20 protein-coding genes and 1 riboswitch are annotated in these 19230 nt (G+C 58.3%); of the genes, 13 read left to right on the forward strand and 7 right to left on the reverse strand.

What is annotated here, in order from left to right:
* The 6 genes from ACR0DH_RS15580 to cysQ all read right to left on the reverse strand — a co-directional run bounded on the left by ACR0DH_RS15580 (nt 1) and on the right by cysQ (nt 6566).
* Complete coding sequence (locus ACR0DH_RS15580) at nt 1-1701, reverse strand: DUF5927 domain-containing protein (RefSeq protein ID WP_480550489.1); 1701 nt, start codon at nt 1699-1701, stop codon at nt 1-3.
* Nucleotides 1698-2684: a glycosyltransferase family 2 protein gene (locus ACR0DH_RS15585; protein ID WP_480550574.1), complete on the reverse strand. Its 987-nt coding sequence runs from the start codon at nt 2682-2684 to the stop codon at nt 1698-1700. The genes ACR0DH_RS15580 and ACR0DH_RS15585 overlap by 4 nt, the downstream gene beginning before the upstream one ends.
* Nucleotides 2685-2861: 177 nt before the next feature.
* The gene (locus ACR0DH_RS15590; RefSeq protein WP_480550491.1) at nt 2862-3908 is read right to left on the reverse strand and encodes a glycosyltransferase family 2 protein; all 1047 of its coding nucleotides are present in this window, start codon (nt 3906-3908) and stop codon (nt 2862-2864) included.
* A gap of 7 nt (nt 3909-3915) precedes the next feature.
* Nucleotides 3916-4899: a UDP-glucose 4-epimerase GalE gene (gene galE, locus ACR0DH_RS15595; protein WP_480543672.1), complete on the reverse strand. Its 984-nt coding sequence runs from the start codon at nt 4897-4899 to the stop codon at nt 3916-3918.
* 69 nt (nt 4900-4968) lie between these two features.
* Complete coding sequence (locus ACR0DH_RS15600; RefSeq protein WP_480550493.1) at nt 4969-5769, reverse strand: 3-deoxy-manno-octulosonate cytidylyltransferase family protein; 801 nt, start codon at nt 5767-5769, stop codon at nt 4969-4971.
* Entirely contained in the window at nt 5769-6566 is a 798-nt protein-coding gene (gene cysQ, locus ACR0DH_RS15605) for a 3'(2'),5'-bisphosphate nucleotidase CysQ (RefSeq protein ID WP_480550495.1), read from the reverse strand. Before cysQ ends, ACR0DH_RS15600 begins: the two co-directional genes overlap by 1 nt.
* A gap of 122 nt (nt 6567-6688) precedes the next feature.
* Between cysQ and ACR0DH_RS15610 the strand changes: the two genes are divergently transcribed.
* Nucleotides 6689-7510, forward strand: a complete 822-nt coding sequence (locus ACR0DH_RS15610) for an ABC transporter permease (protein ID WP_480543666.1) — start codon at nt 6689-6691, stop codon at nt 7508-7510.
* Here the strand turns inward: ACR0DH_RS15610 and ACR0DH_RS15615 are convergent.
* The gene (locus ACR0DH_RS15615; RefSeq protein ID WP_480550497.1) at nt 7507-8109 is read right to left on the reverse strand and encodes an alpha-ketoglutarate-dependent dioxygenase AlkB family protein; all 603 of its coding nucleotides are present in this window, start codon (nt 8107-8109) and stop codon (nt 7507-7509) included. The genes ACR0DH_RS15610 and ACR0DH_RS15615 overlap by 4 nt on opposite strands.
* 214 nt (nt 8110-8323) lie before the next feature.
* Between ACR0DH_RS15615 and dnaK the strand changes: the two genes are divergently transcribed.
* From dnaK to ACR0DH_RS15675, 12 genes are all read left to right on the forward strand, one after another.
* A complete protein-coding gene (gene dnaK / locus ACR0DH_RS15620) occupies nt 8324-10231 on the forward strand; it encodes a molecular chaperone DnaK (RefSeq protein WP_480550499.1) in 1908 nt (635 codons plus the stop codon).
* Between the two features lie 74 nt (nt 10232-10305).
* Nucleotides 10306-11451, forward strand: a complete 1146-nt coding sequence (dnaJ, locus tag ACR0DH_RS15625) for a molecular chaperone DnaJ (protein WP_480550501.1) — start codon at nt 10306-10308, stop codon at nt 11449-11451.
* A 260-nt stretch (nt 11452-11711) separates the two neighbouring features.
* A riboswitch (TPP riboswitch) is annotated at nt 11712-11816 on the forward strand.
* 43 nt (nt 11817-11859) lie between these two features.
* Complete coding sequence (thiD, locus tag ACR0DH_RS15630; RefSeq protein ID WP_480550503.1) at nt 11860-12663, forward strand: bifunctional hydroxymethylpyrimidine kinase/phosphomethylpyrimidine kinase; 804 nt, start codon at nt 11860-11862, stop codon at nt 12661-12663.
* Nucleotides 12660-13637 carry an FAD-dependent oxidoreductase gene (locus ACR0DH_RS15635; protein WP_480550505.1) on the forward strand — a complete coding sequence of 326 codons (978 nt, stop codon included), beginning with the start codon at nt 12660-12662 and terminating at the stop codon, nt 13635-13637. The genes thiD and ACR0DH_RS15635 overlap by 4 nt, the downstream gene beginning before the upstream one ends.
* Nucleotides 13621-13815, forward strand: coding sequence for a sulfur carrier protein ThiS (gene thiS, locus ACR0DH_RS15640; protein WP_480550507.1), 195 nt, complete (start codon nt 13621-13623; stop codon nt 13813-13815). The genes ACR0DH_RS15635 and thiS overlap by 17 nt, the downstream gene beginning before the upstream one ends.
* Before the next feature lie 2 nt (nt 13816-13817).
* Nucleotides 13818-14582 (forward strand): thiazole synthase, encoded by a 765-nt coding sequence (locus ACR0DH_RS15645; RefSeq protein WP_480550509.1) that lies wholly within the window; start codon nt 13818-13820, stop codon nt 14580-14582.
* Nucleotides 14579-15175 carry a thiamine phosphate synthase gene (locus ACR0DH_RS15650; RefSeq protein ID WP_480550511.1) on the forward strand — a complete coding sequence of 199 codons (597 nt, stop codon included), beginning with the start codon at nt 14579-14581 and terminating at the stop codon, nt 15173-15175. The genes ACR0DH_RS15645 and ACR0DH_RS15650 overlap by 4 nt, the downstream gene beginning before the upstream one ends.
* Nucleotides 15172-16134 carry a HesA/MoeB/ThiF family protein gene (locus ACR0DH_RS15655; protein ID WP_480550513.1) on the forward strand — a complete coding sequence of 321 codons (963 nt, stop codon included), beginning with the start codon at nt 15172-15174 and terminating at the stop codon, nt 16132-16134. The genes ACR0DH_RS15650 and ACR0DH_RS15655 overlap by 4 nt, the downstream gene beginning before the upstream one ends.
* Before the next feature lie 20 nt (nt 16135-16154).
* Nucleotides 16155-17090 (forward strand): ABC transporter substrate-binding protein, encoded by a 936-nt coding sequence (locus ACR0DH_RS15660; protein ID WP_480550515.1) that lies wholly within the window; start codon nt 16155-16157, stop codon nt 17088-17090.
* A complete protein-coding gene (tenA, locus tag ACR0DH_RS15665; RefSeq protein WP_480550517.1) occupies nt 17087-17761 on the forward strand; it encodes a thiaminase II in 675 nt (224 codons plus the stop codon). Before ACR0DH_RS15660 ends, tenA begins: the two co-directional genes overlap by 4 nt.
* Nucleotides 17758-18483 (forward strand): ABC transporter ATP-binding protein, encoded by a 726-nt coding sequence (locus tag ACR0DH_RS15670; protein ID WP_480550519.1) that lies wholly within the window; start codon nt 17758-17760, stop codon nt 18481-18483. Before tenA ends, ACR0DH_RS15670 begins: the two co-directional genes overlap by 4 nt.
* Nucleotides 18480-19214, forward strand: a complete 735-nt coding sequence (locus ACR0DH_RS15675; protein WP_480550521.1) for an ABC transporter permease — start codon at nt 18480-18482, stop codon at nt 19212-19214. Before ACR0DH_RS15670 ends, ACR0DH_RS15675 begins: the two co-directional genes overlap by 4 nt.
* Nucleotides 19215-19230 lie beyond the last annotated feature (16 nt).

Here is a 19230-nt window from a genome sequence, read left to right on the forward strand (position 1 = left end):
TCACTGAACCAGATAGGGCTTTCGGAACGGTTTGGTCTGGGTTCCAAACACGTCATCGGCGGGGAAATCACCCATAAGTTTCGGGTGCATTCCTTGGTTTTTGAGGTTCTGCAGAAACTGACCAAAACCCGACAGATCGACCATCGTGGGCGCTTCGGTCAGATGGCTGGGCATTTGCGTGCCGATCTCGTCAATGATGGTTTGCAGCGGCTCCATTGGCGCTTCGACAAAGTCCGATAAGGTCCAGCTGCGCACGTTCGCCTTGGTCCAGACCGAAGTCAGAACCTCGATCTGTTTGGTTTCAATCTGTTGCAGGCGCGCAGCCTCAAGCCGGATATCGGCGAAGTTCAGGTTTGACCGGAATAGCGGAACCGCCCAGGCACCGGTAATGACCGAGATTTGCGCATTTCGGTCCCGCGCCATGAACCAGTTGATGTCTTGGGTATCGTTCGGCCCGAATTGAAAGCACTGGCGCTCACCCCGTGTGTTCCAGATCAGGTTCGACAGAAACGCCGTGGGATTATAGTCGCGCAATGTCGCGCAATCGCTGAGCGCACCATTGGTGATGGTCTGGTCTTTAGAAAATTCAGCACGATCAGGGCCAAACAGATGACCATGCACCCGCGCGCCAGTTGTAGTTTCCAGCCAGGCCTCAAAACCCTCGAATAACTCGCTAAAGCCCTGAAACATCGAGTAGGCCGATGAGGTCAGGCCATTTTCGCTGCCATGTTTGGGAAAGCGGCTTTGCATGTACAGCCCATCGCGACCATGGGTTCGACGTTCGACCGCCTTGGCAAAGACCCGGTCGATCTTGCCGGGGTTGGGCTCTGCCGGTCGCAGTGCGCCGGACTGATCTGTGAGAAAGGTCTGATACAGACGATCTGCGCGCCACCAGATCTTGCGCGCTACAAAGCAGTCTGAGCGGCGCAGCAATTGCAAGTGGTCGTCGTAGAAGATGTGTGGACGCCCCTGATAGTCGAATTTTGACAACGTCAGCGAGCGACTTTCGATATGGGTCGAATAGAGCCGCGCCAACGTTTGAAAATAGCTTTCATCCGGTATCCAGACATGCCGGAAATAACGATCATAGGTTTTACGTTTAGGGTCCTGCAGAATTGCAGAGAGTGTCTGGCGGGTCAGGCACCACCACTGGCTGCCCATATGGGGCATTAGGCCATCGGGGATTTGGCGGCGCAAACCCAGCGCACGTTGCAGCCTGACATAGGTGTCGAACAGTTTTCGATGCTTGCGCCAGGAAAACGGAAAACGCAGCGTGAAACGCTCATGATCCAGCCCTCCAATGGTCCAGCTGACATCGGCAGTGGTTGCGCTTTCAACAAAGTCCACTCGGGGGCGATCGGACAGGTAGCTTACAAGTTCTTGCACCGGGCGCAGGGGCAGGCAGGACCCCGATGACAGAAACACATGCCGCACTTCCGGAAACTTCTCGAGCATTTGTTCGGATGCTGCCTGTGTTCCGGCAACTATACCCCAGCCACCCCAGTCGCATTTGTGGCGATTGGAAAACGTGATCAGGGGGTTGTCGGCGCAGGAGGCTGTAAATTCCGAATACACCTGATCCGGGACTTTCTGGTCCACATGGATCACAACCGGGCAGCCCGCTGCGGTCCAATGCCGTGCCACCTGTTCGGCGCGATCCAAGGCCGTATGGACCAGCATAACAACGCCCAGAGAGCTCATGCCCAGTTTCCTTTTGACATGAGGCCCAGAATTTCAAGCTGCCGCCAATTGATATAGGTTTCAGAGAAATCGCACCAGAATACAGGCTTTTCATCCAATTGTTGGGCATAGGCTTTGTATTCACCGGACCCGCGATAATGCTGGCCGCGCCGCAGCTCTTCGCGGGCTTTGTCGCCCAGCGTGTCAATCAGCTTGGCATGCAGCAGAGCGCCGCTGGTCTTTTCACCGCCCCATTCGTCGTAAACCTGATTCAGCCCGCGTGGCAGCAAGGAATGGGTCGAACTGACATAGACATAGCGCCGGTCCCATTTCACCAGGGGGATTTTGTTCAACGCTGGCGCTTTCGACGGGTTGTCGCCAAAGAACACGCGCGCCCGCGCACCACCTTGAATCCAGAGGTTTTTATATTCTGGATTCTTGGTGATCATGTAGTTGCCCGCATCGAACCAGCGCGCAATCTCGAACGGATCCTGACCTTCGCGATAGGGTTCATCCTGGACGGGGCCTTGGGGGTACATATCAATCAGCATGGTGCCGAAACTGCGCACAGCGCTGCCATCCAGCCAATCGGTCAGGGCCCGGATCGGGCGGGTATCGCAGAACGGGTAGATAAAGAATTCATCCGGATCGACGGTCAGAACCCAGTGTTTGTGGGCATATTTGCGCAGCAGGTAGTTTGACCAATCCAGACCGAACCCCGCACGTTTATAGCTGGTTCTTGTGCGCCAGACCGAGACATCCGGCTGTGCCCGTAGGAATTCAAAGCTGCCGTCATCGCTGTCGTTGTCGACAAACAGAAAATGATCGATGCCTAGCTTTCGGTAGTATTCCAGAAAAAAGGGCAGGCGGATTTTTTCGTTGCGTACAACGCTCATCAACAGGATGTCGTCGCGCCGAATTGCGGCGGTGTTGTTGCTGGCAGGCTCAAGTTCGCGTCGGCGTCGCACACAGCGCAAGATACGGCGCTTGCGCCGCAATCTCATCCGATACGAATCCAACAGGCTCACGCGTTTAGCCTACCCTTATTGTGACGCGAGCATTCACCGCCCCTTTCAGAAAAAGGGCCGGGATTATGCCAAGTTATGTCATCTTTGCATATTGCAGGGCAATGGATTTAGAACCGGTTAGCAGAAAACATGACATATATGTGTATGTATTTGTCATGGCCGCCATCCTCCGGCATTCATTAGCCCAAGTTGCTCTAGCTGTTCCCACCCTTCAAACGGCACCGACTGAGCATTCCAAAGTGTCGGGCCATCGATGATCCCGTCATAGTACGATCCGAACTGGTCGGGGTCGTGAAAGTGCTGGCGGCGCTGTTTTTCGATCCGAGATTTCTGGGTGATTTCAGGCAGGAACTTGGTGTGGAGCAAAACGCCTGATGGTGTTTCCCCACCGGGCCCGTCATAGGCCGCGTTTAGCTGCCGCGGCAGAACCGAGTGGCAGGAATTCACATAGGCATAGTGACGTGACCAGCGCACCAAAGGGATCTTGTTCAATGTTGGTGACCGTTGGCGTGTTTTTGCAAAGAACATGCGCTCGCGCGCCCCGCCCTGAACCCAAAGGTTACCCAGAGGGCTTTGGCGCTGGGCGCGGTACGGCGCTGCGTCGAACCAGTTCAGCACGTCGGTAGGATCGGTTGCGGTGTCATAACCTTGATCCCCTAATGCGCCCTTTGGATAAAGGTCCAGCATCAGCGCTCCAAAGGCCCGGCGCCCGGATTGGTCCAGCCACGCGGTCAGATCATGCAGTGTTTGTCTCTGGTGATGAGCATAGATCAACAGCTCATCCGCATCGACCATCAGGCACCAATGCCGATGGCCGTGTCGCATTTGCAGCCAGGTCAGCCAGTCCAGCCCGTAGTGCGATGCGCGATAGCTGGCATGAGTTTGCCAGAGCGAAACATCAGGTTGGTCTAGCAGCAGCTCGGTCGAGCGATCGTCGCTGCCGTTGTCGACGATCAGAAAATGATCAACACCCAGCTGTCGATAGTGGTGCAGAAACCAAGGGAGCCGGGTGATTTCATTCCGCAGCGTGGTAAAGGACAGGATGTCGCCGCGCTTAATCTTATGGGTCTGATCGTTCCGACAGGTCAGCTGATGACGGCTGCGCCAGGACCGTAGCAACAGGCGGCGGCGTTTCCAGCGCAGGCGGTACGCCTCGGCCCATCCGATCCGGGGCAGGGTCTGCAGCGAAGCGCCGCTCAATCCGGCCTCATTGGTCGTAATGCCCGTTCTGATGCCAGCGCCAGGCATCGGCAATCATCGTCTCCAATGTGGATCTTTTGGGCTTCCAGCCCAGTTCAGCCTCGGCGCGGACTGAGCCTGATACCAGCTTGGTGCAATCACCTTCGCGCCGAGCACCAACGGTGTAAGGCACAGCCCGGTTGGTCACGGCTTTGGAATGTTCAATCACCTCAAGAACCGAAAAGCCTGAGCCGGTGCCCAGGTTGAAAACCTGACTGCTCTTGCCCTGCTCTAGCCAGTTCAACCCAAGCACATGGGCGTCGACCAGATCGCAGACATGCACGTAGTCGCGGATACAGGTGCCGTCCGGCGTGTCGTAGTCCGTGCCAAACACCGTCAGCCCATCCCGCTTTCCGTCGATGGCATCCAGCATAAGCGGGACCAGATGGGTTTCGGGGCGGTGGAACTCGCCCACTTCGCCCTCGGGGTCTGCACCTGCCACGTTGAAATAGCGGAAGATCACATGGCGCAGGCCATGGGCTGCCTCAAAATCGCGTAGGATATCTTCGATCGCGCGCTTGGACGCGCCATAAGCGTTCAGCGGGCGCTGCGATGTTTTTTCATCCAGAACCACGTTGTCATGTTCGCCATAGGTGGCGCAGGTCGATGAGAACACAAAATCCAGACACCCCGCCGCAACCGCGGCCTCGATCAGCGTCAGGGAACCGGTGACATTGTTGGACCAGTATTTCCCAGGCTCTTTCATCGCCTCACCCACCTGACTCAGCGCTGCGAAATGCATCACCGCCACAGGCTGGTGTTTGGCGAACACTTCATCCAAACGGGCGCGATCCAGCAGATCACCTTGTTCGAACGGGCCGAACTTGACTGCATCCTGCCAGCCGGTGATCAGGTTGTCATAGGTCACGGGAACATACCCCGCCTGTGACAACGCCTTGCAGGCATGGGATCCGATATAGCCAGCGCCACCGGTGACAAGAACAGTTTTCATGTGCGATCCATGGGGTCAGAGTTGGGCGTTCCTACGCCATCTTGAGTTTGGGGTCAGGGGGAAAAGAGGTCACTCCAGACCCATAGAGGCCATCATTTCTTCGATCTTCGGCACGTCCTCGGGGTTGTTGAGTTCCCAGAACTGGCGACCTTTGGCTTCGACCTCGACACACAGGACCTTGCGACCGTTTTCCATAAAGCGCAGCTGTTCCAGGCCCTCCAACTGTTCTAGCGGGCCGGTTGGCCAGCCGGGATAAGCGGCCAGAGCGTCCGGCCGGTAGGCATAGACGCCGACGTGGTGAAAAACCGGTGTAGGCGCATCACCAGCGAATGTGTCTGAGGTGAAGGGAACCACTTCCTTCGAGAAATACATCGCGCTTTTGTCGTGGGTGAACACCGCCGTGGTTCCACCGACGCGCCCGTGTTTGCGGTCGTTCAACAGGCTGTTCAGTGCGTCACCGTCACAGCGCAGAACCGGGGTCGCCACACCCGCATCAGGTGCGGCGCGCAGGCCTGCGATCAGGTCTTCGACAAACCAATGCGGGGTCAGGGGGGCGTCGCCTTGCAGGTTGACGATGATGTCGTACCCTCCGCCCAGCACGGTATGCGCCTCGGCACAGCGTTCGGTGCCGTTCTGGCAGGCTTCCGAAGTCATCACGACTTCGGCTCCGAAGCCCTCGGCGGCGTCGCGGATGCGGTCATCATCGGTGGCCACGACCACCTTATCCACGCCCGAAACCGAACAGGCTGCGCGCCAGGATCGTTCAATCAGCGTCATCGCTTTGCCCGTCGCACCGGTCAGTGGAACCAGAGGTTTGCCGGGATACCGGGTCGAGGCATAGCGGGTGGGGATGGCGATCAGAACAGACATCAGGCTTCTTTCAGCTCAACACCCGGAGCGTAGGCGATGAAGAACGGGTTTGCATAGCCGTCCTTGCCATAGGTCAGGGATTCGTGATTGTCGAACCGCACGACCTTGCCGCCCGCGCCAGCCAGAACGGCGTGACCGGCGGCGGTGTCCCACTCCATGGTGCGACCGACGCGCGGATAGATATCGGCCTCACCCGTTGCGACCAGGCAGAATTTCAGTGACGAGCCCGCGCTCTTGCTATCCTGCACCTGATATTTGTTGATGTAGTCATCTGTGGCCTGATCGCGGTGGGATTTCGACGCCACCACCAAGAGCGCTGAATTGTCTGGGTCTGAGACCGAGATGGGCGTGACCTCACCAGCTTGAACTTTGTCCAATGTGCCTGTTTCTTCCACCGCCTGCCCGTCAGCTTGCGTATAGAACATGCGACCGCGCGCCGGAGCATAGACGACGCCGCGCGTGGGAACGCCATTTTCGACCAATGCGATATTGACAGTGAAATCGCCGCGCCGGTTGATGAACTCCTTGGTTCCATCCAGCGGATCAACGATCAGGAATGTTTCCCCCTTGGTCGAATGCGACGCGGCCTGTTCCTCGGTCACAAGCAGGATATCCGGGAAAGCTGCGCGCAGCCCTTCAGAAATCAGGGCGTCGGCAGCTTCGTCCGCCTCGGTCACGGGGCTTGCATCTGATTTGACCTTCACGTCGAAATCATCCGCCTGGTAGATCTCCATGATCTTGTCGCCAGCTTCCAGGGCCAGACGCCGGATGACGGGGATAAGCGCATCGTAGGTCACAAAAATGCTCCGTTTACGTGGTTTGTTGATCCAAATCTCTGACGGACTTATGATGTGCCGGTTACCGAACGGCAAGGTATTCGTGCCAGTTTGAGGGCAACAAAACAGGAAAGACCCCTCGCGTGTTTTACTTCAAGCGCAGTCAATCGATGCTGGGCAGCGCCTTTACCATCGCAGAACTGGTGTTCCACGGTGTGGTGCGTGACGTGCGCACACAACACTCAAATGCCGTGATCGCGATCTTGATCAATATCCTGCAGATTCTTCTGATCGCTATGGTTTTTTATCTACTTATGACCTTCATGGGCCCGCGCGTGGCCAAGATCAGGGGTGAATTCATCCTGTATCTGCTGTCGGGTGTGTTTCTTTTCATGATGCATACCCAGTCGATTGCAGCCATGTCCAAGTTAGGTGGAAAAAACAATCCAATGATGCAGCATTCTCCGATGAACGCCATGGTCATGTTGCTCGCCTCGGCATTTGGTGCGCTTTACAAGCAGATCATGTCGATTACCGTGATCTTGTTCGTCTACAGCGTCGCAGTGGCGCCTCTTGAAATTCAGGACCCGGGTGGAGCCTTTGGGATGCTGATACTGGCGTGGTTCACCGGGTGTTCGATTGGTTTGGTGTTTATGGCGCTTAAGCCGTGGTTTCCAACAACCGCTACAATGCTGAGCACCATCTATCGGCGGCTGAACATGGTGTTTTCAGGCAAAATGTTTCTGGGAAACGCATTGGGTGGAAGTGTTTTGATGATGTTTGCGTGGAACCCTTTGTTTCATCTTATTGATCAGTGCCGAGGGTTTGTGTTCCGCAACTATTATCCACGCAACTCCGACTGGGAGTATGCACTTTGGGTCGGGATCGCTCTGACAATGATTGGCTTGTTGGGCGATTTCTTCTCGCGCAAGCACATGTCCCAAAGCTGGAACGCTCGACGTTAACTTGCCACGCGCAGGGTCAGGTTGATCCGTCCGCCCTTGGGCAACAGGCGGGATGATCCGGGCCTGATCCGATCAACGCCGTGATAGGTCAGCCGAGCCGGGCCGCCCATGATCACCACATCGCCCGAGCTTAGCCAAACAGATTCCGTTTTGCCGCCGCGCGTTGTATTGCCAATGCGAAACAGGGCGTCATCGCCTAGCGAGATTGAAAGTACTGGCCAGGAAAAATCTGCCTCGTCCTTATCCTGATGCAGGCCCATCTTGGCGCTCTCGTCATAGTAGTTGATCAGGCAACAATCCGGTTCACGTTCGGCGCTGACCAAATCTTGCCAAATGGTCAAGATCGCCTCGGGAATCGCGGGCCATCTTTCACCTTTGGGGTGGTGATCCTGATAACGATAGCCTGATCTATCGGTGACCCAACCCAGCGCCCCAGCCGAGGTCATGCGCACCGACATCTCCTTGCCTGGTGGTGTCACAGGCCGCACCAATGGCGCGGCTTTCAGAATCGGGCGCAATGCCTCGATCAGTCGGGTCTGGGCGGCACTGTCCAGATACCCTTTCCTGATATCGAACCCCCGCAAAAGCAGCTGCGCCATACCTGATTCCCCATTCCTTACCAAATCCTTGCCAAAAAAGGCTGCAGATTCCCGAAAACCTGCGATTCAGAGTGCTTGCAGGCCATTGGTCCGGACCTTATATACGCCGGGACGCGCGATGGTGTAGTGCTGTCGCGCACATCAGATCGGGGACAGGATGCCATAACGGGTCCGGCCCTCGGGACATCGCCTTAAATTGAAAGGGATCAAAATTATGGGAAAAGTAATCGGCATTGACCTTGGTACCACAAACTCGTGCGTTGCCATCATGGACGGCTCGCAGCCGAAGGTCATCGAAAACGCAGAAGGGGCGCGGACCACGCCCTCGATCGTCGCCTTCACCGAAGATGAGCGACTGGTCGGTCAGCCTGCAAAACGTCAGGCGGTCACCAACCCCGACAACACGATTTTCGGCGTCAAGCGTCTGATCGGTCGTCGTGTGGATGATGCTGAAGTCGAAAAAGACAAGAAAATGGTGCCCTATGCCATCGTCGATGGCGGCAATGGTGACGCATGGGTGGAAGCCCGTGGTGAAAAGTACTCCCCAAGCCAGATCTCGGCCTTCACTCTGGGCAAGATGAAGGAAACCGCCGAGAGCTATCTGGGTGAGGAAGTCACGCAGGCGGTTATCACCGTTCCGGCCTATTTCAACGACGCGCAGCGTCAGGCCACCAAAGACGCCGGTAAAATCGCCGGCCTGGAAGTGCTGCGGATCATCAACGAACCGACAGCGGCTGCTCTGGCTTATGGTCTGGACAAAGAAGAAACCCAAACCATCGCGGTCTATGACCTTGGTGGCGGTACCTTCGACGTGACCATTCTGGAAATCGACGACGGCCTGTTCGAAGTTAAGTCGACCAATGGTGACACCTTCCTGGGTGGTGAAGACTTTGACATGCGCATCGTCAACTACCTGGCGGATGAGTTCAAAAAGGAACACGGTGTCGATCTGTCTGCTGACAAGATGGCCCTGCAACGTCTGAAAGAAGCCGCCGAGAAAGCCAAGATCGAACTCAGCTCGACCTCGCAGACCGAGATCAACCAGCCTTTCATCTCGATGGGTTCCAACGGTCAGCCGCTGCACATGGTCATGAAGCTGACCCGTGCCAAGCTGGAATCGCTGGTTGCGGACCTGATCAAGAAGTCGATGAAGCCCTGCCAGGCAGCCCTGAAAGACGCCGGTCTGTCGGCTGCTGACGTAGACGAAGTTGTTCTGGTTGGTGGTATGACCCGGATGCCGAAAGTGATCGAAGAGGTCACCAAGTTCTTTGGCAAAGAACCCCACAAGGGCGTGAACCCGGACGAAGTGGTTGCCATGGGCGCCGCCATTCAGGCCGGTGTTCTGCAGGGCGACGTCAAAGACGTGGTTCTGCTGGACGTGACCCCGCTGTCGCTGGGCATTGAAACCCTGGGTGGCGTGTTCACCCGCCTGATCGACCGCAACACCACGATCCCGACCAAGAAGTCTCAGGTCTTCTCGACCGCCGAGGACAACCAGAACGCCGTGACTATCCGCGTGTTCCAGGGTGAACGTGAAATGGCTGCGGACAACAAGATCCTGGGTCAGTTCAACCTCGAAGATATCCCACCCGCACCGCGCGGTATGCCTCAAATCGAGGTGACTTTTGACATCGACGCCAACGGCATTGTCTCGGTTTCGGCCAAGGACAAAGGCACCGGCAAAGAGCAGAAGATTACCATCCAGGCCTCGGGTGGTCTGTCCGACGAGGACATTGAAAAGATGGTCAAGGACGCCGAAGAGAACGCGGAAGCCGACAAGGAACGCCGTGAGCTGGTCGACGCCAAAAACCAAGCGGAAAGCCTCATCCACTCGACCGAGAAGTCGATGGAAGAACATTCCGATAAGGTTGACCCGACCACCATCGAAGCCATCGAGCTGGCGATTGCCGCGCTGAAGGACGAGCTGGAAACGGAAAATGCCGACAAGATCAAGTCGGGCATCCAGAACGTCACTGAAGCGGCCATGAAGCTGGGTGAAGCTATCTACAAGGCGCAAGCCGAAGAGGGCGAAGATGAGCCTGCGGCAGCTGACGAAGCGCCAGCCGACGATGACATTGTCGACGCCGAGTTCGAAGATCTGGACGACGACAAACGTAAGTAACGGGTAACCGGGCCAATGCGGGCCGGTCCGGTTGCCGGGCCGGCCCGATTACGTTGAGGCAGAAGGAAACACTGATGTCAAAACGCGACTACTACGATGTGCTCGGCGTGACCAAGGGCGCATCGGCGGACGAGATCAAGAAGGGTTTTCGCAAGAAAGCCAAAGAGTTGCATCCCGACCGCAACAAAGACAACCCGGATGCTGAGGCGCAGTTCAAAGAAGCGAACGAAGCCTATGACGTGCTGAAGGACGCGGACCGCAAGGCCGCTTACGACCGGTTCGGCCATGCCGCCTTTGAAAACGGTATGGGTGGTGGCGGTCGACCTGGCGGTGGCTTTGGGCAGGGTGATTTCTCTAGTGCATTCTCGGATGTATTCGATGATCTGTTCGGCGATTTCATGGGTGGCCAGCGTGGCGGCGGTGGCCGTCGCGCGGCGCGCGGATCAGACCTGCGCTACAACCTACGCGTGACGCTGGAAGAGGCCTATGCAGGCCTGCAAAAAACCATCAATGTCCCTGCTGCTGTGGCCTGTTCGTCTTGTGACGGAACCGGGGCCGAGGGCGGCGCCGAGCCGATTACCTGCCCCACCTGTTCCGGCATGGGCAAAGTACGCGCGCAGCAAGGGTTTTTCACCGTTGAGCGCACCTGCCCCACCTGTTCCGGGCTGGGTCAGATCATCAAAAACCCCTGCAAGGTTTGCAGCGGCTCTGGCCGGGTGGAAAAAGAACGCGCCCTGTCGGTGAACATCCCCGCAGGCGTTGAAACCGGAACTCGCATTCGTCTGGCTGGCGAAGGCGAGGCGGGAATGCGCGGTGGCCCTCCCGGCGATCTCTATATCTTTGTCGAGGTCTCCGAACACAAGCTGTTCGAGCGCGATAGCGTGAACCTTTATTGCCGTGTGCCCGTCAGCATGGCCAAAGCCGCGCTGGGTGGGTCCATCGAAGTACCTACGATTGATGGTGGCCGCGGCCGCGTGCAAATACCAGCTGGCAGTCAGTCGGGCCGCCAGATGCGTCTGCGCAGCAAAGGCATGCCAGCCCTTCGTGGCGGTGGTGTTGGAGACATGTTCATCGAACTGGCTGTGGAAACGCCGGTTAATCTGACCAGCCGCCAGAAAGAGCTGCTTCGAGAATTCGATGATCTGGGTGAAGATAACCATCCGGAATCAAAAAGTTTTTTCTCGTCTGTCAAGTCTTTCTGGGATGGGATGAAAAGCTAGACCAAGAAACAGGCCGCTCCAAAATGGGGCGGCCTTTTGCATTGGGGGCTCTGCCCCCGCCGCCCTACGGGCGTCTCCCCCGGGATATTTAGAGCCAGATGAAGTTTGGATCCCCTGCTTCATCTGGCCAGAAATATCCCGGAGCGCGAGGCAGAGCCTCGCATGGATTCAACCTCAATTGGTCTTATTTCCTTGTTGGATGTGGCCTTATGACCCGCAGATTGATGCTTGATTTCCGAGACCTGTCCTGAGATTGTCCCAATCAACCGTTGGGGTGCCCTGAATTCAGGGCTGAGAGGCGCGTGCGTCAACCCATCGAACCTGATCCGGGCAATACCGGCGGAGGGAACGGTCTAACACAAACAGACGTTTTCCATACCCCGTTGCCCAAGTAAGTGGAGCAACGACGTGGTACCAATTGCATTGACCATTGCGGGATCTGACAGCGGGGGCGGGGCGGGCATTCAGGCCGATCTCAAGGCGATGTCGGCATTGGGAGTGTTTGGCTGCAGCGTGATCACCGCTGTTACGGCGCAAAACACGCAGGCTGTTACGGCTGTGCATGGTATTCCGCTGGATGTGATTGCGGCTCAGATCGACGCTGTTCTGAGTGATTTGGATGTACGGGCCATCAAGATTGGAATGTTGGCCACGCCTGAGATCATCCGGACGGTAGCGGACGGGATTTCAAGATATGGCGGGCCTGTCGTACTCGACCCGGTTATGGTGGCAAAATCCGGTGACGCTTTGTTGGCGCAAGAGGCGGTTCAAACCTTGCGCGAGGTCTTGCTGCCGCGCGCGACGGTCCTGACACCCAACCTGCCAGAGGCGGCGTGTCTGCTGGGGCAGTGCGGCGCGGCTTCACCTGCAGAGATGATCACTCAAGGTAAAGCGCTGTGCGCGTTGGGCGCAGGGGCGGTCTTGATGAAGGGAGGGCATGGCGCGGGTGTTATTTGTCATGATCTTCTGGTCGATGAAACGGGCGTGATCGCCGAGTTTCAGGCCCCGCGGCAGAACACAACAAACACGCATGGAACCGGCTGCACGCTGTCGTCTTCGATTGCTGCCGGTTTGGCCAAAGGACTGTCCCTGATCGATTCGACACGTGAAGCGCATGGGTATCTGCAGGGCGCGATTGCACAGGCAGATACGCTAAGGGTAGGAGCGGGTCACGGCCCGGTGCATCACTTCTACCGGATGTGGTCGGCGTGACGATCTGGTCCGTCATAGGGGCCGGTGTGGCAGGGCTGGCCGTCGCCAGCGAGCTGACCGCGCGCGGGGCAAAGGTACAGGTGTTCGATCCCAAAGGCCCGCCTGGCCCGCATGGGTGTTCCTGGTGGGCAGGTGGCATGTTGGCGCCTTGGTGTGAATATGAAAATGCGGAAGAACCGGTTTTGCGACTAGGCCAAGAAGCCATCGCGTGGTGGGCGGATCGTACAGCCGTGAGCCGGTGCGGTACACTGGTTGTTGCCAACGCTCGGGATGTGCCTGACTTGCGACGTTTCGCGCGCAGGACCGAAGCGTTTTGCGAGGCAGATAGGGAAAAGATCGTTGAAATAGAGCCTGATCTGCATGGATTCAGCAAGGGGCTGTACTTCGGACAAGAGGCGCATCTTGATCCAAGGCAAGCGCTGCATGACCTGTACCGTTACCTGAAAGACCAAGGTGTGGTGTTTCATCACAAGCCCGCACCCGCGCAGTTGGAGAATGCGATCGACTGCAGGGGGCTTCAAGCGCGAGATGCTTTGCCCGATTTGCGGGGCGTAAAGGGCGAGATGCTGGTTGTGCGGTGCCCTGATGTGACCCTGACGCGCCCGGTGCGTCTGCTGCATCCGCGGATACCGCTTTACATCGTGCCGCGTGGTGAGGGCACTTACATGCTGGGCGCGACCATGATCGAAAGCGAAGACAGTAGCCGGATCACCGCGCGCTCAATGCTGGAACTGCTCAGCGCGGCCTACGCTTTGAACCCGGCCTTTGGTGAGGCTGAGGTGCTGGAAATCGGCGTCGATCTGCGCCCTGCCTTTCCTGACAACCTGCCGCGTATTCGGCGTTTGGGCCGGGCGATCTATGCCAATGGCCTCTACCGCCATGGCTACCTGTTGGCGCCTGCCTTGGCACAGGGCGTGGCCGATCTGGCGCTTGAGAACAAACATACGGAGATGGTCGATGAAGATCGTGCTTAATGGCGACCCCAAGGAGGTAAAGGCCTCCAGCTTGGCAGAGCTGCTAGAGGAATGCGGTTTCTCGGGCCGTGTTGCAACGGCGGTGAACGAGGAATTCGTCCCCTCCAGTCTACGCATTGCCCATGCCCTGTCTGAAGGTGACCGGATCGAAATCCTGTCGCCGATGCAAGGAGGGTGAGGATGAAAAGCTTCTATGGCGTCGCTCTGCCCAACCCGCTGATGCTGGGCACCGCGCAATATCCCAGCCCTGCTATCCTTGAAAAGGCGTTCCGCGACAGCGGCGCGGGTGTGGCGACAGTCTCTCTGCGGCGGGAAGCGGGGGCCGGGCAGACATTTTGGCAGATGATCCGCGATCTGGGCGTGCTGGTGCTGCCCAACACGGCCGGGTGTCATACGGTTAAAGAAGCGGTGACCACCGCGCATATGGCCCGCGAGGTCTTTGAGACCAAGTGGATCAAGCTGGAGCTGATCGGCCATACCGACAGTCTGCAGCCGGACGTTTTTCAACTGGTCGAGGCCGCGCGCATCCTGACCGAGGACGGGTTCGAGGTCTTCCCGTACACCACCGACGATTTGATCGTAGGCGGGCGGCTGCTTGAGGCCGGGTGCGAGGTTCTGATGCCCTGGGGTGCGCCAATCGGTTCGGGCCGGGGGCTAAACAACGAATACGCCCTGCGCGCAATGCGGGCCGAGTTTCCGGATGTGCCGCTGGTGATTGATGCCGGGATCGGCCTGCCCAGCCATGCGGCCCACGCGATGGAGCTGGGATATGATGCCGTCTTGCTGAACACAGCCGTCGCCCGCGCCGGTGATCCGGCGTTGATGGCAAAGGCGATGATGCGCGCGGTTGAGGCCGGGCAGCTGGCCTATCAGGCCGACCCGATCGAGGCGCGGGACATGGCCGAACCCTCAACCCCCGTTGTTGGAAAGGCGTTCCTGTCATGAGCTTGGACCGTTTTTACCCGATCTTTGACCACTCGGACTGGCTGCGGCGGATGATGCCCTTGGGTGTAAAGCTGGTCCAGCTGCGCATGAAGGATCAGCCGGACGATGTTGTCCGGGCCGAGATCGCGACCTCTCGCGAATTGTGCAATCAGCATGGCGCGGTTCTGGTGGTGAACGATTTTTGGCAGGCTGCGATAGATGCTGGCTGCGACTGGATCCATCTGGGGCAGGAAGATCTGGATGATGCCGACCTCAAGGCGATCCGAAAAGCGGGCCTAAAGCTGGGCGTTTCCACCCATGACGATAATGAGCTAGAGCGCGTTCTGGCCATGGACCCCGACTATGTCGCGCTGGGGCCGGTCTATCCGACGATCCTGAAAAAGATGAAGTGGGAGCAGCAGGGCTTGCCGCGAGTCACCGAGTGGAAGGCCCGTGTGGGCGATATCCCTCTGGTCGGGATCGGTGGTATGAGCGTCGAACGCGCGCCCGGCGTGCTTGAGGCAGGGGCCGACATTGTCTCGGTCGTTACGGACATTACCCATAACGCCGACCCCGAGGCGCGGGTGCGCCAGTGGATCGAGGCTACCAGATGAACCGCTACGCCCGCCAGATGATCCTGCCTGCGATTGGGGGTGAAGGGCAGGCGCGCCTGTCCAAGGCGCGTGTTCTGGTTGTCGGGGCGGGCGGATTGGCGGCTCCGGTCCTGCCTTTGCTGGCCGGGGCAGGCGTTGGCCATCTGACGATCCTCGATGCGGATGAGGTGGCCCTGTCTAACCTGCATCGACAGACGCTGTTTACCGAGGCCGATTGCGGACGCTCAAAGGTCGAAGTTGCAGCCGATCGTTGTCGTGCTTTGAATTCAGATATCGACGTCATGGCGGTACATCAGGCTCTAACATGCCAAAATGCGGCTGGTTTTGTCTCGCAAGCCGATCTGATCCTCGACTGTGCGGACAGCTATGCCGCCAGCTACACCCTGTCGGATATATGCCTCACCTTGGGCAAGCCATTGGTCAGCGCCTCGGTGCTGGGTCTGTCTGGCTATGTGGGTGCGTTCTGCGGCGGTGCGCCGTCATTGCGGGCCGTGTTCCCCGAGGCCCCGACCAGCGGAGCGAGCTGTGCCACGGCAGGTGTTCTGGGACCGGTTGTGGGGATGATCGGCGCGATGCAGGCGCAGATGGCGTTGGCTTTGATCCTCGGCCTCGACCCGTCGCCCCTTGGCCAGATGGTGCAGGTGGATGCCCAGACCTTCCGAAGCTCCAGCTTCCGCTTTGACACGGCGCCCGAGCCTGAGCAATCCTTCGCCTTCGTGGCTGCCACACAACTGTCTTCGGACGATGTGATTGTTGAGCTTCGAAGTGAAGACGAAGCTCCTCAACCCAACCATCCCCTGGCACGTCGCCTAAGCGTGGAACACCTGAAATCAGAGCCTAACAAGGCAAAACGATTGGCTTTGTGCTGTGCAACTGGTCTGCGAGCCTGGCGTGCGGCTGAACAGATTGAACCGGATTGGCCGGGCGAGATTGTCCTCGTTGCGGCCTCAACCTCGTGAGTGAAAAGGAAACGCGAGACATGAAGAAACTGATCGCTGCTATTGCCCTGCTTGCCGCTGCGCCCGCTTGGGCCGAAGACAAGATGACTGTCCTGCTGGACTGGTTCGTAAACCCCGATCACGGCCCCATCATTGTGGCGCAGGAAAACGGCTATTTCGCCGAGCAGGGCCTCGAGGTTGAGATCGTTCCACCCGCCGATCCCTCTGCCCCGCCGCGTCTGGTGGCCGCTGGTCAGGCCGAACTGGCCGTATCCTACCAGCCGCAACTGCACCTGCAGATCCACGAGGGCCTGCCGTTGAAGCGTGTTGGTACGCTGGTCGCGACCCCTCTGAACTGTCTGCTGGTTCTGGAAGACGGCCCGATCAAATCGCCTGCTGACCTGAAAGGCAAGAAAATCGGCTTCTCGGTCGCTGGTGTGGAAGAAGCGGTTTTGACCACTGTGCTGGGCAAATATGACGTAGCACTGGACGATGTTGAACTGATCAACGTGAACTTCTCTCTGTCTCCGTCGCTGATGACCGGTCAGGTGGATGCGGTGATCGGTGCGTATCGCAACTTCGAGCTGAACCAAATGGATATCGAAGGTGTCCCCGGCACCTGCTTTTACATCGAGGAAGAAGGCGTGCCGCCCTATGATGAGCTGATCTATGTCGCCAACCCTGACACCATGGACGCGGACATGATCGCGCGTTTTCTGGCCGCGACCGAAAAGGCGACACAGTATATCGTCAACAATCCCGAAAAAAGCTGGGAAATTTTTGCCTCAACTTCGCCAGAGTTGCAGGATGAGCTGAACGCGCGTGCTTGGGTTGACACACTGCCCCGCTTTGCTTTGCGCCCTGCCGGTTTTGACGCGGGTCGGTATGCGCGGTTCGAGCAGTTCCTGAAAGACAGCGGCATGATCGACAGCATCAACCCGGTTGGCGACATCACCATCGACGTGACCGCGCAATGAGCGACTATGGCAAAGCCTTCACGCTGATGCGTGATGCGGCGCAGGGGCCGTGGCGGGACTACACCCGCCACGCCTTTGTCGAGGGCCTGAAGGATGGAACGCTGCCGCGTGATGCGTTCTTGCATTATCTGCGACAGGATTATGTGTTCCTCACCCATTTCTCGCGTGCTTGGGCGCTGGCCGTGGTCAAGGCACAGACGCATGAGGAAATGCAGGTAGCCGCCGCCACGGTGAACGGTCTGATGCATGAAGAGATGATGCTGCATGTCGGCGTCTGCGAAGCCGAAGGCATTTCCCGAGAGGAGTTGATCGCCACACCCGAGCGGCCCGAAAACCTCGCCTATACCCGCTTTGTGCTCGAATCCGGCTATTCGGGCGACTATCTGAACCTGCTGGCGGCGCTTTTGCCCTGCGTCATCGGCTATGCCGAGATCGGCTCGCGTTTGGCGCAAGAGGCGACATCCGAGACCTATCGCCCCTGGATCGATACTTATGCGGGTGAGCAGTATCAAAGCTATTGCCATGACATCGGAGCGCTGATGGATGGCGCTTTGATTCGGCGGCTTGGCCCAAACTATGCCGCGCTGCCGGTTTGGGCGGACCTCTGCAAGACCTTTGAGATGGCAACGCAGCTGGAAGTCAATTTCTGGCAAATGGGTCTGACCCCATGACGCCAGCGCCCGATCTGACCATCAGCGGCACAGCCACCATCGACGGCACGTCTTTGTTTGTGCCGTTGACCCTGACCCTTGAGGCCGGGGCGTGGACGTGTCTGCTGGGCGGATCGGGCGTTGGTAAAACCACGGTCCTGCGGCTGATTGCAGGGCTGGAGACCGGGGCAGTCTTCACGGGCCAGATCACTGCTGGTGACGGACAGCCGGTGCCGGATCGTGTCGCCTATATGGCGCAGGACGATTTGCTGCTGCCTTGGGCGAATGTGGCACAAAACGTCTCGCTTGGCGCGCGGTTGCGGGGCGAAAAGCCCAATCTGGACCGTCGTGACCGTCTGATCGAACGGATGCGCTTGCAAGATCACATGACCAAGAAACCGTCGGAACTGTCGGGCGGCCAACGCCAGCGCGTGGCTTTGGCCCGCACGTTGATGGAAGATCGCCCCATTGTCCTGCTGGATGAGCCGTTTTCGGCCCTCGACGCCCGCACCCGTGCGGATATGCAGGATTTGGCCGCTGAGGTGTTGCAGGGGCGAACCGTTCTGCTGGTTACCCATGATCCGGCTGAGGCCGCACGTCTGGGCCAATCGATCACCGTCATGACACAGGATGGCCTGACACCCTGCGCTCCGCCCAAGGCCCCGGCACCGCGCCATGTGGACGACCTTGAGACGCTGGAAACCCAGGGCGCACTGCTCAAACTGTTGAGAGAGGCGTCATGAAATACCTCTCTGCCCTAGCCGCGACGGTGTTTGCCGTAGCCATCTGGCAGGCCATTGTCTCGATCACCGGCCTGCCGAAATTCATCCTGCCCGGACCTGCGGTCGTGGCCGAGACCTGGTGGCAGAACCGATGGTTGATTGCGGAACATACCTGGATCACAGCGGTTGAGGTCGTGATCGGCCTGGCGGTGGGTACCGTTCTAGGCGTCGTCACCGCGCTGCAACTGGCCAATTCGCGGGCCGCACGGGTGCTGGTGCAGCCGATGCTGGTGTTCACGCAGGCTCTGCCGGTCTTTGCGCTGGCGCCGCTGCTTACGCTGTGGCTGGGTTATGGCCTTTGGTCTAAGGTCGCGATGGCGGTGCTCATCATCTATTTCCCGATCACCTCGTCTTTCTTTGACGGGTTAATGCGCACCCCGTCCGGTTATCTGGACCTTGCGCGGACCATGCAGGCTAGCAGACGATCTGTACTCTGGTATATTCGAATCCCGGCGGCCTTTCCTTCGCTGGCCTCGGGGATGCGGTTGGCGGCGGTCTATGCGCCGATTGGGGCGGTGATCGGCGAATGGGTCGGGTCGTCACAAGGTTTGGGCTATCTGATGCTGCTGGCCAATGGTCGCGCCAAAACCGATCTGATGTTTGCCGCAATGCTGACGCTGGGCGTGTTCTCGATTGTTCTACACATGGTCGTCCGACGCGCCACGGCGCGTATGGCGGGTGAGATGCGTTAACCATTCAGAAACCGAT

It is taken from the genome of Ruegeria sp. I1, assembly GCF_056532675.1.

Coding starts and splice junctions, on each gene's coding strand:
- ACR0DH_RS15580 (WP_480550489.1), bottom strand. CDS start 1,701: ATGAGCTCTCTGGGCGTTGTTATGCTGGTCCATACGGCCTTGGATCGC.
- ACR0DH_RS15585 (WP_480550574.1), bottom strand. CDS start 2,684: ATGAGATTGCGGCGCAAGCGCCGTATCTTGCGCTGTGTGCGACGCCGA.
- galE (WP_480543672.1), bottom strand. CDS start 4,899: ATGAAAACTGTTCTTGTCACCGGTGGCGCTGGCTATATCGGATCCCAT.
- ACR0DH_RS15600 (WP_480550493.1), bottom strand. CDS start 5,769: ATGTCTGTTCTGATCGCCATCCCCACCCGCTATGCCTCGACCCGGTAT.
- ACR0DH_RS15615 (WP_480550497.1), bottom strand. CDS start 8,109: ATGGCGCAGCTGCTTTTGCGGGGGTTCGATATCAGGAAAGGGTATCTG.
- dnaK (WP_480550499.1), top strand. CDS start 8,324: ATGGGAAAAGTAATCGGCATTGACCTTGGTACCACAAACTCGTGCGTT.
- dnaJ (WP_480550501.1), top strand. CDS start 10,306: ATGTCAAAACGCGACTACTACGATGTGCTCGGCGTGACCAAGGGCGCA.
- thiS (WP_480550507.1), top strand. CDS start 13,621: ATGAAGATCGTGCTTAATGGCGACCCCAAGGAGGTAAAGGCCTCCAGC.
- ACR0DH_RS15645 (WP_480550509.1), top strand. CDS start 13,818: ATGAAAAGCTTCTATGGCGTCGCTCTGCCCAACCCGCTGATGCTGGGC.
- ACR0DH_RS15650 (WP_480550511.1), top strand. CDS start 14,579: ATGAGCTTGGACCGTTTTTACCCGATCTTTGACCACTCGGACTGGCTG.
- ACR0DH_RS15655 (WP_480550513.1), top strand. CDS start 15,172: ATGAACCGCTACGCCCGCCAGATGATCCTGCCTGCGATTGGGGGTGAA.
- ACR0DH_RS15660 (WP_480550515.1), top strand. CDS start 16,155: ATGAAGAAACTGATCGCTGCTATTGCCCTGCTTGCCGCTGCGCCCGCT.
- tenA (WP_480550517.1), top strand. CDS start 17,087: ATGAGCGACTATGGCAAAGCCTTCACGCTGATGCGTGATGCGGCGCAG.
- ACR0DH_RS15670 (WP_480550519.1), top strand. CDS start 17,758: ATGACGCCAGCGCCCGATCTGACCATCAGCGGCACAGCCACCATCGAC.
- ACR0DH_RS15675 (WP_480550521.1), top strand. CDS start 18,480: ATGAAATACCTCTCTGCCCTAGCCGCGACGGTGTTTGCCGTAGCCATC.